This is a genomic window from Streptomyces sp. NPDC107654 (assembly GCF_055639035.1).
In genome coordinates, this window is the sequence record NZ_JBVKBI010000001.1 from 563,137 (window position 1) to 575,874 (window position 12,738).

A 12,738-nucleotide genomic window follows, 5' to 3' on the forward strand; every position below is an offset into this window, starting at 1 on the left:
CCCGGCACAACACCCGTCCGGCCGCGGGCGTTCCCGACACCGGTACGGCGAGACGTGCCTGTTCGACTCAACCCCCGTGAGGGCCCGTGGGTGTCACGGATGCCCCGGATGGCCGGTGGGACGGTGCGGCACGGGTGCGCCGTGGTGTGCTCCCGATCCACCCGGATGCCGCCAGGTGCGGTCAGGTGCACCACCACAGGAAGCGGTCGCAGGTCTTGGTCTTGGTGGGCGTCGGCTGGGGAGCGGGGGCGGAGGTCGTCGAGGCCGCGGTGGGGGTGGCGGGCCGGGCGGGGGGCGGGGCGGCGGGGCTCGCCGGGGTCGTACCGGCGTCGGCCTGGGACGACTGCCGGACCCGGTCGGTCGCACCGGCGGAGGGGGAGGCGGAGTCCTTGTCCTTGGCGGACTCGGGGGACTTCGAGGCGGACGCGGAGGCCGAGGCGTCGGCGGAGGCGGAGTCGCCCGGACGCGGGGCGGCGCCGGAGCCGGCGCCGGCCGGGTCGGCGGAGGTGCCGCCCGGCGCGCTGGAGGCGGCGCCGCCGTTGGCGGTGGTGTCCCCGGCCGGGGCCGGGGTGTCGCCGGCGAACGGCGAGAAGGGCGCGTCGGTGCCGAGTTCGGCGAGGCTCAGTCCGCCGGCCGCGAGCACGAAACCGGCCGCGACCAGGACGGCACGGCGACGGCGGCGCCGGTGCACGGCGGCCTTGCGGTCCCGCCGGCTCGCCCCGGCACGGTCGGCACGCCGGCCGGCGGGAGCGCCGTCGGGGGCCTCGCCGTCATCAGGACCGTACGCAGGGCCGCCCTCAGGATCAGGACCGTACCCAGGGCCGCCCTCAGGGCCGTCCTCGGCGGCCTCCCCCGGCCGGCCGGGGTCCTCGCGCGTCCCGTCGTACGACTGTTCGTAGGGGGATGTGCGCGGCGGCTCGTACGACCGCCCGTACGCCCCTCCCCCGTACCCCGCGGGCGTCTGCGCGTACCCGTGCGCGTGGATGGCCGGCGCGGCCGTGGTGACGGCGAGGCGGGCGGCCGGTGTTCCGCACCCGGGGCAGGCCAGGGCGCCGTTGAGGTGCCGTTGGCACGGGTGGCAGTAGTCCATGACGCGGGAAGACTAGAGTCCGCGCGGGACACGGTTCCAGGCGGCGCTGTGAAGGTTTCGTGCGGGGTCGAAAGACTTCTCGAAAGCCTTGCCGAAACCGTTACCTGTTCGACCCATTGACACCCCCGCCGCAGCCTCCTTACTGTCACGCCAGCATTTCGAACGTGTGACGAAATCTCGAACAACCGAGGGGCAACTGCCGTGCGCATCACCGGAATCAGCACGCACGTGGTCGGCACGCCGTGGCGCAACCTGACCTACGTCCAGGTGCACACCGACGAGGGGATCACGGGAGTCGGCGAGACCCGGATGCTCGGTCACACCGACGCGCTGATCGGCTACCTCAAGGAGGCCGAGGCCAACCACATTCTCGGCTCGGACCCGTTCGCCGTCGAGGACCTGGTCCGCCGCATGAAGTACGGCGACTACGGCCGCGCCGGCGAGATCGTCATGTCCGGCATCGCCGTCGTCGAGATGGCCTGCTGGGACATCAAGGGCAAGGCGCTGGGCGTGCCGGTCTGGCAGCTGCTCGGCGGGAAGGTGACCGACAAGGTCAAGGCGTACGCCAACGGGTGGTACACGACCGAGCGAACGCCCGAGGCGTACCACAAGGCCGCCCAGGGGGTGAGGGAGCGCGGTTACCGGGCCCTGAAGATCGATCCCTTCGGCACCGGGCACTTCGAACTGGACCACGAGCAGACCCTGTACGCCGTCTCGCTCATCGAGGCCGTGCGGGACGCCATCGGTCCCGAGGCCGAGCTGATGCTGGAGATGCACGGCCGCTTCTCCCCCGCCACCGCCGTCCGGCTGGCCAGGGAGATGGCCCCCTTCAAGCCCGCGTGGCTGGAGGAGCCGGTGCCGCCGGAGAACCTGAAGGCGCTGGAGAAGGTCGCCGCCAAGGTGGACATCCCGGTGGCCACCGGTGAGCGCATCCACGACCGGATCGAGTTCCGCGAGCTGTTCGACAGCCAGTCCGTGGACATCATCCAGCCCGACGTCGGCCACATCGGCGGCATCTGGGAGACCCGGAAGCTGGCCGCCACCGCCGAGACGCACTACATGCTGGTCGCCCCGCACAACGTGGGCGGCCCGGTGCTCACCGCCGCCTCCCTCCAGGTCGGGTTCACCTCCCCGAACTTCAAGATCCTTGAGCACTTCAACGACTTCGCGGACGCGGAGATCAAGAAGGTGGTCAAGGGCGCGCCGCAGGTGAACCCGGAGGACGGCTGCTTCCACCTCTCCGACGCGCCCGGTCTCGGAGTCGAGCTCGACGTCGACGCGGCGGCGGAGTTCCCGCAGCAGCAGGCCCGGTTCGACCTGTGGGCCGAGGGCTGGGAGCAGCGCAAGCCGAAGGGCACGAAGTGAGTTCCCAGGTCCTGGTCGAGGCGCCGGGGGTGCACCGGGTCGAGGCCCACACGCCCCGGCAGCCCGGTCCCGGGGAGGCGCTGGTCGCGGTGCACGCGGCCGGCATCTGCGGCAGCGACCGCGAGGTGTACCAGGGCAACCGGCCCGAAGGGTACGTGCGGTATCCGCTCACGCCCGGGCACGAGTGGTCGGGGACGGTCGCGGCGGTGGGGGCCGGGGTGCCCGGCTCGCTCGTCGGCCGGAAGGTCGTCGGCGAGGGCTTCCGCAACTGCCAGGTGTGCGAGCGCTGTCACGCGGGCGAGACCACGCTGTGCTCGGCCGGGTACGAGGAGACCGGGTTCACCCGGCCCGGCGCCATGGCGGCCACGCTCACCCTGCCCGCCCGGCTGCTGCACGTCCTGCCGGACGACGCCGACCTCACCGCCGCCGCGCTGCTGGAGCCGGCCGCCTGCATCGCGGCCGCCGCGCTGAAGGCGAACGCGCGGCCGGGCGAGCGGGTCGCGGTGGTCGGCACGGGCACGCTGGGCATGTTCGCCGTGCAGTTCCTGAAGGCGGTCTCGCCGGCGGAGCTGCTGGTCGTGGGCACGCGGAACGACCGGGAGGCGCTGTCCCGGCGGTTCGGGGCGAGCGACTTCCGGCTCCGGGACGAGAAGCTGCCCGACGACTTCGACGTGGTGATCGAGACCGCCGGGTCGGCCTCCGCCGCCCTCACCGCCGCCGCGCTGCCGCGGCGCGGCGGGCGCCTGGTCCTCACCGGGATCCCGGCGCCGGGCGCGGACGGGCTCGACCCGACCGGTCTCGTCGTACGGCAGCTGGAGGTGCACACCGTCTTCGGGGCGCCGCCGGAGGCCTGGGCGCACGCGGTGCGGGTGTTCGGCGCCGGGCTGCTCGACCCGCTGCCGCTGGTCACGCACGAGTTGCCGCTGACGGCGTTCCCGCAGGCGATCGAGCTGGTGGGGGCCGGTGATCCCACGGTGGGCAAGGTGCTGCTCCGCCCCTGAACCGTACGCCGGTCAGGGCGTGACCTGACGGCGCCCCGACCGGCGTACACCCAGCGCTTTTTCGCACCCCGAGCCGCGAACCTTGTCCGAGATACCGAACACTCACGACCCCAAGGACAGCTTGTGACCGACGCTTCCGTCCCGGCGGCCCGCAGGCCCGGCGAGCAGGCGCTCGCCGCGCTCGGCCTCGGCGCGCCCGCCCTCGACCCCGCCGACGCCTCCGCCCACACCTTCCCGGGCGGCGGCCGCTGGCGCACCGAGATCCCCTCGTGCGAGGGTCCCGAAGCGCTGGCGGTCGTCCTCAAGGAGGCCTCCCGCCTCGATGTGCCGATCCACCGGATCAGCCAGGGCAGCGGTGTGTGGATGCTCACCGACGCCGAGATCACCGAGATGGTCGACGCCACCGCCGAACGCGACATCGAGCTCTGCCTGTTCACCGGCCCGCGCGGCACCTGGGACATCGGCGGCTCGGTGCGGTCCGACTCGCGGGGGGCCGGACTGCGCGCCCGGGGCCACGACGCGGTCGCCGGCTGCGTCGAGGACGCCGTCCGGGCCACCGAGCTGGGCGTCACGTGCCTGCTCGTCGCCGACGAGGGCGTGCTGTGGACCCTGCACCGGGCCCGCGAGGCCGGGATCATCCCGGCCGACACCACGCTGAAGGTCTCGGCGCTCATCGGCCCGGTCAACCCGACCTCGTACGCCGTGTACGAGCGGCTCGGCGCCGACTCCGTCAACGTCCCCAGCGATCTGACGCTGGACCACCTCACCGAGATCCGCCGGGTCTCCGCCGCCCCCATGGACATGTACATCGAGGCGCCCGACGACCTCGGCGGCTACGTCCGGATGTACGAGGTCGCCGAGCTGATCCGGCGCGGCGCACCGCTCTACCTGAAGTTCGGTCTGTCCAAGGCGCCCGGCATCTACCCGTGGGGCACCCACCTCAGGGACGTGACGCTGGACACCGCCCGGGAGCGGGTGCGGCGCGGCCGGCTCGCCCTGGACCTGCTCGCCCGGCACGGCGCGGACGGCGACATGGCGCCGCTCGGCTCCCGGTCGCCCGGAACGCTCCACCGCTTCCCCGTCACCGCGTGACCCCTCTCCACGACGAGAAGAACAAGGACTGATCCCCATGCGCAACCGCAGAGCCGCCCTCGCCGCCCTGGCCGGAGCCGCCTCGCTCGCCCTCACCCTCACCGCCTGCGGCCAGAGCGGCGAGGGCGGCAGCAAGGAGAAGGCGGGCGACACCAAGGGCGCCACCATCGGCATCGCCATGCCGACCAAGTCCTCCGAGCGCTGGATCAACGACGGCAAGAACGTCGTCAAGGACCTTCAGGCCAAGGGCTACAAGACGAAGCTGGTCTACGGCGAGGACGACCCCGAGCAGCAGGTCTCCCAGATCGAGAACCTGATCACGCAGGGCGTCAAGGGCCTCGTCATCGCGGCCATCGACAACAAGTCGCTGAACAGCGTGCTCCAGCAGGCCGCGGACGCGCACATCCCGGTCATCTCCTACGACCGGCTGATCCTCGGCACGAAGAACGTCGACTACTACGCCTCGTTCGACAACGAGAAGGTCGGCAAGCTCCAGGGCCAGTACATCGTCGACAAGCTCGGGCTGGACAAGGGCAGGAAGGGCCCGTTCAACATCGAGCTGTTCGCGGGCTCCAACGACGACAACAACACCAAGTACTTCTTCGGCGGCGCCATGAGCGTCCTCCAGCCGTACATCGACAAGAAGCAGCTGGTGGTCAGGTCCGGGCAGACGAAGCTGCCCCAGGTCGTCACCCTGCGCTGGGACGGCACCACCGCGCAGAAGCGCATGGAGGACATCCTCACCTCGTCCTACAAGAGCGGCCGGGTCGACGCGGTCCTCTCGCCGTACGACGGCATCTCCATCGGCATCCTGTCCGCGCTGAAGTCGGACGGCTACGGCTCGGGCAGCAAGGCGCTGCCGGTCATCACCGGCCAGGACGCCGAGCTGGCCTCCGTGAAGTCGATCATCGCCGACCAGCAGACGCAGACCGTCTACAAGGACCTCCGCAAGCTCGCCGAGGTCGCCGCCTCGATGATGGACGACTCCCTCAAGGGCAAGAAGCCGCAGGTCAACGACACCAAGACCTACGACAACGGGACCAAGGTCGTGCCCGCCTACCTGCTCCAGCCGGTGAGCGTCGACAAGTCCAACTACCAGAAGGTCCTGGTCGACGGCGGCTACTACACCGAGGGCGACCTCAAGTAACCCGCCCATTTCCTACGGATTGGAAGGCACGACCATGGCGGGACCCGTCCTGGAAATGCGCTCGATCGTCAAGACCTTTCCCGGTGTCAAAGCGCTGTCGGACGTCACCCTGACCGTCCGGCAGGGCGAGGTCCACGCCATCTGCGGGGAGAACGGCGCCGGCAAGTCCACCCTGATGAAGGTGCTCTCCGGCGTCCACTCCCACGGCAGTTACGAGGGGGACGTCCTCTTCGAGGGAGAGATCTGCCGGTTCAAGGACATCCGGGCGAGCGAGCAGCACGGCATCGTCATCATCCACCAGGAACTGGCGCTGGTACCGCACCTGTCCATCGCGGAGAACCTCTTCCTCGGCAACGAGCACGCCACGCGCGGACTCGTCAACTGGCGCGAGACCCTGCGCCACGCCACCGAACTGCTGCGCCGGGTCGGTCTGGACGAGCACCCGGAGACCCGGGTCGCCGACATCGGCGTGGGCAAGCAGCAGCTGGTGGAGATCGCCAAGGCGCTGTCCAAGCAGGTGAAGCTGCTGATCCTGGACGAGCCGACGGCGGCCCTGAACGACGAGGACAGCGACAAGCTCCTCGATTTGATCCTGGAGCTGAAGAACCAGGGCATCACCTCGATCATCATCTCCCACAAGCTCAACGAGATCCGCAAGGCCGCCGACTCGGTGACGATCATCCGGGACGGCCGGTCCATCGAGACCCTCGACGTGAAGGCGCCGGAGACGACCGAGGAGCGGATCATCGCCGGCATGGTCGGCCGCGACCTCGACCACCGCTTCCCCGAGCGCAGCCCGCACCAGCCGGAGGAGGGGGCGGCACCGGCGCTGGAGATCCGCGGCTGGACCGTGTTCCACCCGATCGACCAGCAGCGCAAGGTCGTGGACGACGTGTCGCTGACCGTGCGCCGCGGGGAGATCGTGGGCATCGCGGGCCTGATGGGCGCGGGCCGCACCGAGCTGGCGATGAGCGTCTTCGGGCGGACCTACGGCCGGTACGCGGGCGGCACCGTCCTGAAGGACGGCACGGAGATCCGTACGAAGACCGTGGCGGAGGCGATCGGGCACGGCATCGCGTACGTCACCGAGGACCGCAAGCACTACGGGCTGAACCTCATCGACACCATCAACCGGAACATCTCGCTGACCGCGCTGGACAAGGTCGCCCGGCGGGGTGTGGTGGACGAGCACGAGGAACGGCAGGTCGCCGAGGGCTTCCGGAAGTCCATGAACATCAAGGCGCCCACGGTCTTCGAGCCGGTGGGCAAGCTCTCCGGCGGCAACCAGCAGAAGGTCGTCCTCAGCAAGTGGATCTTCGCCGGTCCGGACGTGCTGATCCTCGACGAGCCGACCCGCGGCATCGACGTGGGCGCCAAGTACGAGATCTACACGGTCATCGACCAGCTCGCCGCCCAGGGCAAGGCGGTCGTCTTCATCTCCTCCGAGCTTCCCGAACTGCTCGGCATGTGCGACCGCATCTACACGATGGCCGCCGGGCGGCTGACCGGTGAGGTGCCGCGGGCCGAGGCCACGCAGGAAGTGCTGATGCGCCATATGACGAAGGACAAAGAGGTAACGCGATGAGCACGGATGTGACCGCCAAGAGCCCGGCCCCCGCGCCGCCGGGCGGGAGCGGACCGGCCGCCGGCGGGGGACTGCTCGGCCTGGTGCTGGCCGGCCTGCGCCGCAACATGCGCCAGTACGGCATGCTGATCGCGCTCGGCCTGATCGTGGTCCTCTTCGCCATCTGGACCGACGGGGACCTGCTGCTGCCGCGCAACGTCTCCAACCTGGTGCTCCAGAACAGCTACATCCTGATCCTCGCGATCGGCATGATGCTGGTGATCATCGCCGGGCACATCGACCTGTCGGTCGGCTCGCTCACCGCGTTCGTCGGCGCCTTCGCGGCCGTCCTGACCGTGCAGCACGGGGTGCCCTGGCCGGTCGCGCTGGTGCTGTGCCTGCTGGTGGGCGCCGCGGCCGGCTCGGTCCAGGGCTATCTGATCGCCTATCTCGGCATACCGTCCTTCATCGTCACCCTCGCCGGGATGCTGCTCTTCCGCGGCCTCACCGAGATCCTCCTCAAGGGCCAGACCCTCGGCCCGTTCCCCGACGGACTGCAGAAGCTCGGCAACGGCTTCCTGCCGGAGACCGGACCGGACACCAACTACCACAACCTCACCCTGCTGCTCGGGCTCGTCCTGATCGCCGCCGTGGTGTGGCAGGAGTTCCGGGACCGCCGCCGCCAGCAGGAGTTCTCCCTGGACGTGCCGCCCACCCGGCTGTTCCTGCTGAAGCTGACCGCGCTGGTCGCCGCGATCCTCGTCCTCACCCTGCTGCTCGCCAGCTACAAGGGCGCCCCGATCGTGCTGATCATCCTCGGCGCGCTGGTCGTCGGCTACGGCTACGTCATGCGCAACGCGGTCTTCGGCCGGCACATCTACGCGATCGGCGGCAACCTGCCGGCGGCCAAGCTGTCCGGTGTGAAGGACAAGAAGGTCACCTTCTACGTCTTCCTGAACATGGGCGTGCTCGCGGCCCTGGCGGGCATGGTGGTCGCCGCCCGGCTGAACGCGGCCTCGCCGAAGGCGGGCGTCAACTTCGAACTGGAGGCGATCGCCTCCTCGTTCATCGGCGGCGCGTCCATGAGCGGCGGTGTCGGCACCGTCCTCGGCGCCATCATCGGCGGTCTCGTCCTCGGCGTGCTGAACAACGGCATGAACCTCCTCAGCGTCGGCACGGACTGGCAGCAGGTCATCAAGGGTCTCGCCCTGCTGGTGGCGGTCGGGTTCGACGTGTGGAACAAGCGCAAGTCCGGTTCGTAAGCGCCCAACAACACGGAGCCGCAGCATGGAACTGAACAGACGCACGGTCATGGCGGGAGCAGCCGCGGCAGGCCTCGCCGCCACCACCCTCGGCACGGGCAGCGCCGAGGCCGCCACCGGCCGGGGAGGCCGGAAGCGGGTGAGGGAACTCTTCGGCACGCTCGCCGACGGCACGAAGGTGTACCGCTGGTCGCTGGAGAACGGCGGCACCCGGCTGAAGGTGCTGTCCTACGGCGGCATCGTCCAGACCCTGGAGATCCCCGACCGGCACGGCCGGTACGCCAACGTGGTCGCCGGTTTCGACGACCTCGCCGACTACGTCGCGAAGAGCCCGTACTTCGGCGCGCTGATCGGCCGGTACGGCAACCGCATCGGCAAGGGCCGGTTCACGCTGGACGGCACGGCGTACCAGCTCTCCGTGAACGACGGTGACAACAGCCTGCACGGCGGGGCCAAGGGCTTCGACAAACACGTGTGGGACGTGGAGCCGTTCACCAAGGGCCCGGACGTCGGCCTGCACCTGCACTACACCAGCGTCGACGGGGAGATGGGCTACCCCGGCACGCTGCGGACGAAGGTGACGTACACCCTCACCCGGCACGGCGACTGGCGCATCGACTACGAGGCCACGACCGACAGGGCCACCGTCGTCAACCTCACCAGTCACGTCTACTGGAACCTGGCCGGCGAGGGCAGCGGCACGATCGAGGACCACGAACTCACGATCGCCGCCGCCCGCTACACCCCCACCGACTCCGGGCTGATCCCCACCGGTGAGCTGGCGAAGGTGGCGGGCACCCCGTTCGACTTCCGGCACGCCAAGCCGATCGGCCGGGACATCCGGGCCGGCCACGAGCAGCAGGTGCAGGCCAAGGGGTACGACCACAACTGGGTCCTGGACAAGGGGATCACGGCCCGGCCCGAGCACGTCGCGACCCTGCGCGACCCGCGCTCCGGCCGCACCCTGGAGATCGCCACCAACGAGCCGGGCCTGCAGTTCTACTCCGGCAACTTCCTCGACGGGACGCTCACCGGCACCGGCGGCCGCACCTACCGGCAGGGCGACGCCCTGTGCCTGGAGACGCAGCACTTCCCGGACTCGCCGAACCACGCGGACTTCCCGTCGACGGTGCTCAGGCCGGGGCGGACGTACCGGACGACGACCGTCCACACCTTCGGGCGGTGAACCGGCTCACACCCCCGGTGAGTTGAACGCCACCGGGATCTCCTCCGTATCGAAGGGCGGCCCGTGCTCCCCCGCACGGGCCACCCTTCGACGGAGGTCCCCTTGCCTGACAACGTCACCTCGTTGTTCCGCAACACCGCCGCGCACAGCCCTTCGATGGCGGCGCTGACGCGGGAGAGCGACGGGTCGGGCCCGGTGGACTTCTGCATCCCGTGCAACCCGTACTTCCCCACTCCCGCCATGTTCGAGGAGATGGCCGCCCGGCTGCGCGAGATCGTCACGTACTACCCCAGCGGCGCCGACACCATCACCGCGGAGCTGTGCGACCTGCTCCGGCTCCCGCCGCAGTGCGTGGCGATGGGCAACGGCTCGACGGAGCTGATCACCTGGATCGACCACCTCCTCGTCCGTGAGTCCCTGGCGGTACCGGTCCCCACCTTCGGCCGCTGGACCGACCAGCCGATGGAGACCGGCAAGCGGGTCGACATGTTCCCGCTCCAGGAGGCGAACGGCTTCGGCCTGGACCTCGCCCAGTACGCCGAGTTCATCCGCAGCCGGGGCACCCGGGTGGCCGTGGTCTGCAACCCGAACAACCCCGACGGCGGCTATCTGCGCCGGCAGCAGGTGGTGCAGTTCGTGGACGCCATGGCGGACCTGGACCTGGTCGTGGTCGACGAGTCGTTCCTGGAGTTCGCCGACGCGGAGGCCGAACCGAGCGTCGTCCAGGAGGCCGTGCTCCGCCCCAACGTGATCGTCCTGCGCAGCCTCGGCAAGAACTTCGGCCTGCACGGCATCCGCTTCGGTTACCTCGTCGCCAACCCGGCGCTCGCGGGCAGGGTCCGCTCGATGCTGCCGAAGTGGAACCTCAACTCCTTCGCCGAGCACGTGGTGTTCATGCTGAAGGAGCACGGCTCGGAGTACGAGCGGAGCCTCCAGCAGGTCCGCCGCGACCGGCTGGAGATGGCCAGCCACCTCTCCGCGCTCCCCGGCCTCACCGTCTACCCCTCCCAGGGCAACTTCCTGTTCGTACGGCTGCCCGTGGGCGCCGAGGGCACGGTGGTGCGGGACCGGATGCTCACCGAGCACCGGATCCTGGTCCGCGAGTGCGGCAACAAGATCGGATCCTCCAGCCGCTTCCTGCGGCTCGTGGTGCGCCCCCAGGTCGACGTGCGTCGCCTGGTGTCCGGCCTGGAACAGGTGCTCTACGGGTCCGGGAGGGGAGCCGCCGTACCCGGGCCGGGCACCGGGACCAGCTACAGCTCGGGTACGGCGGCGGTCGACCGGCTGGTCAGCGAGACCAACGGGGCCGGGATGCGGCTGACACCGGCCGGCCCCGCTCCGGCCGCCGGCACCGGCATGCCGCTCCCCGCCGCCGTCACACCGGCCGGCGGCGGGATGCCGATGCCGGCGGCAGCCCAGCCACTGCCGACCCCGGCCCCGATCCCGGCCACACCCGCACCACAGCCGGCATTCACACCGCCCCCCGCTCCCGCGCCGGCTCCGGCCCCGTTGGCCCCCGCACCCGCACCCACACCCGCACCCGCACCGATGGCTCCCGCACCGCTCGCGCCCGCCGCGATGGCTCCCGCGCCCGTCCCGGCCGCCCCCGCCGTGGCTCTCGCGCCCACTCCGCCCGGTGTCCCGGCCCGCGGCGGGCTCACCGCGGCCCAGGTCCGCGGGATGACGGCGCCGGCCCCCGCGGCCGGTCTGACCCCGGCGCCCGCGACGGGCTGGCCCAACGCCAGGAGCTGGCCGAACGCGGCAGGAACGGGCCAAGCAGCCGGTTAAGAGCCGTTCGAAGGATCGAACTTCGGCCACGATCCGATCCGGGCCACCCGGACCGGATCGCTCGGCATTCCGCTCACACCGGACGAAACCGGCAGGGCGCCCCTTACACACCGGAGCCGAATCCTTGCGCTCCCCCTGCGCGCCGAGGGGTCATCGAGGCGGGGGCGCCGGACGAGCACACGGGCGGCGCGAGCCCCTCTGACCCCTGCATTTACATAGTAATCGTCATTATGTTTCTCGTACGCAAACTCGTTCCATGTTGAACCAATGCCTTGGCATATGCCAGAGGCCGCTCCACGAGTCGGCACCATGGCCGGAATCCAGCCACCCGCCGATACTTGCCCCCCGCATCTATCCATCGCTTGACTACCTCGACGCCAACTGCATGCAATGGGCAACAGTCAGGCCGCCGTAGTGCGGCGCTCACCTTTCCATTCATGCCGAGGGGTCACCCCGTGCCCGATGTCAGGGAGACAACCGCCCGCGCTTTTTCACACACGGACATCCAGTCCGTCATCGACGGGAGTTGCTTAGCCGTACACATTCCTCAATTCGTCCCCCGGATCGCCCTGGAGAACGTGCGGAAGAAACTGCTCGACCATCCCGACCGAGGGGGACTGAGCCAGGCGAACGAGTTCAAGCGAATAGGGTTCGCCTTCTCCGAGATCAGTGACGAGGCGTCCCGCGACCGGTACTACGCGGAGGCCCGCGACAACATCCAGCGGATGCGCGACCTGTTCGCGCCGTACGCCTGCCCGAGCGACGTGCTGCGGCTGCTGCTGGAGGAGGCCTGGGGCCCCGGCGCCGACCTGCTGCAGCTCGACGGCCGCAAGGCGTTCATCGGCATCTGCCGCTACCAGGACAAGGACGTCGACCTCAATCCGCACACCGACGCCCTCGAACGCAACCTGCCCACGGAGTCCGGCCACACCCTCAAGGCCCAGTTGTCGGTCAACATCTACATCGACATCCCGCAGACCGGCGGCGAGCTGGAGCTGTGGGGAGTCGAGCCGACCGAGGACGAGTACGACCGGCTGCGCGGCGAGCGCACCTGGGGCATCGACCGCGACAAGCTCGGACCGCCCCGCACCGTGTTCAAGCCCGCACCCGGTGACCTGCTGCTCCTCAACCCCCGGCAGATCCACGCGGTGCGTCCCTCCGGCGACCGGCCCCGCGTCACCCTGGGGCACTTCGTCGGCTACCACGGCGGCGACCGGCCGCTCGAGCTGTGGAGCTGATCCCG

10 protein-coding genes are annotated in these 12,738 nt (G+C 70.4%); 9 read left to right on the forward strand and 1 reads right to left on the reverse strand.

Features of this window, described 5'->3' with window-relative positions; translation table 11 throughout:
- Positions 1–181 precede the first annotated feature (181 nt).
- On the reverse strand, positions 182–1,090 hold the full coding sequence (locus ACZ7N4_RS02550; RefSeq protein WP_471352927.1) for an SCO2400 family protein: 909 nt from the start codon (positions 1,088–1,090) through the stop codon (positions 182–184).
- A 201-nt stretch (positions 1,091–1,291) separates the two neighbouring features.
- Here ACZ7N4_RS02550 and ACZ7N4_RS02555 point away from each other — a divergent pair, with 201 nt between their 5' ends.
- The 9 genes from ACZ7N4_RS02555 (at position 1,292) to ACZ7N4_RS02595 (ending at position 12,733) form a co-directional block, all read left to right on the forward strand.
- Positions 1,292–2,455, forward strand: coding sequence for a mandelate racemase/muconate lactonizing enzyme family protein (locus ACZ7N4_RS02555; protein WP_471352929.1), 1,164 nt, complete (start codon positions 1,292–1,294; stop codon positions 2,453–2,455).
- Positions 2,452–3,456 (forward strand): zinc-dependent alcohol dehydrogenase, encoded by a 1,005-nt coding sequence (locus ACZ7N4_RS02560; RefSeq protein WP_471352931.1) that lies wholly within the window; start codon positions 2,452–2,454, stop codon positions 3,454–3,456. The genes ACZ7N4_RS02555 and ACZ7N4_RS02560 overlap by 4 nt, the downstream gene beginning before the upstream one ends.
- Before the next feature lie 123 nt (positions 3,457–3,579).
- Positions 3,580–4,548 (forward strand): hypothetical protein, encoded by a 969-nt coding sequence (locus tag ACZ7N4_RS02565; protein ID WP_471352933.1) that lies wholly within the window; start codon positions 3,580–3,582, stop codon positions 4,546–4,548.
- Positions 4,549–4,585: 37 nt separating this feature from the next.
- A complete protein-coding gene (chvE, locus tag ACZ7N4_RS02570) occupies positions 4,586–5,695 on the forward strand; it encodes a multiple monosaccharide ABC transporter substrate-binding protein (RefSeq protein WP_471352935.1) in 1,110 nt (369 codons plus the stop codon).
- A gap of 34 nt (positions 5,696–5,729) precedes the next feature.
- Positions 5,730–7,280 (forward strand): multiple monosaccharide ABC transporter ATP-binding protein, encoded by a 1,551-nt coding sequence (gene mmsA / locus ACZ7N4_RS02575; RefSeq protein ID WP_471352937.1) that lies wholly within the window; start codon positions 5,730–5,732, stop codon positions 7,278–7,280.
- The gene (gene mmsB, locus ACZ7N4_RS02580; RefSeq protein WP_471352939.1) at positions 7,277–8,521 is read left to right on the forward strand and encodes a multiple monosaccharide ABC transporter permease; all 1,245 of its coding nucleotides are present in this window, start codon (positions 7,277–7,279) and stop codon (positions 8,519–8,521) included. Before mmsA ends, mmsB begins: the two co-directional genes overlap by 4 nt.
- A gap of 25 nt (positions 8,522–8,546) precedes the next feature.
- On the forward strand, positions 8,547–9,707 hold the full coding sequence (locus ACZ7N4_RS02585) for an aldose epimerase family protein (RefSeq protein WP_471352941.1): 1,161 nt from the start codon (positions 8,547–8,549) through the stop codon (positions 9,705–9,707).
- A gap of 102 nt (positions 9,708–9,809) precedes the next feature.
- A complete protein-coding gene (locus ACZ7N4_RS02590; RefSeq protein WP_471352943.1) occupies positions 9,810–11,495 on the forward strand; it encodes a pyridoxal phosphate-dependent aminotransferase in 1,686 nt (561 codons plus the stop codon).
- Between the two features lie 455 nt (positions 11,496–11,950).
- Positions 11,951–12,733, forward strand: coding sequence for a 2OG-Fe(II)-dependent halogenase WelO5 family protein (locus ACZ7N4_RS02595; RefSeq protein ID WP_471352945.1), 783 nt, complete (start codon positions 11,951–11,953; stop codon positions 12,731–12,733).
- Positions 12,734–12,738: the final 5 nt, after the last annotated feature.

Bases quoted from the DNA above. Each gene is read 5' to 3' on its own strand.
- mmsB (WP_471352939.1), top strand. From the start codon at position 7,277: ATGAGCACGGATGTGACCGCCAAGAGCCCGGCCCCCGCGCCGCCGGGC.
- ACZ7N4_RS02550 (WP_471352927.1), bottom strand. From the start codon at position 1,090: ATGGACTACTGCCACCCGTGCCAACGGCACCTCAACGGCGCCCTGGCC.
- ACZ7N4_RS02585 (WP_471352941.1), top strand. From the start codon at position 8,547: ATGGAACTGAACAGACGCACGGTCATGGCGGGAGCAGCCGCGGCAGGC.
- chvE (WP_471352935.1), top strand. From the start codon at position 4,586: ATGCGCAACCGCAGAGCCGCCCTCGCCGCCCTGGCCGGAGCCGCCTCG.
- mmsA (WP_471352937.1), top strand. From the start codon at position 5,730: ATGGCGGGACCCGTCCTGGAAATGCGCTCGATCGTCAAGACCTTTCCC.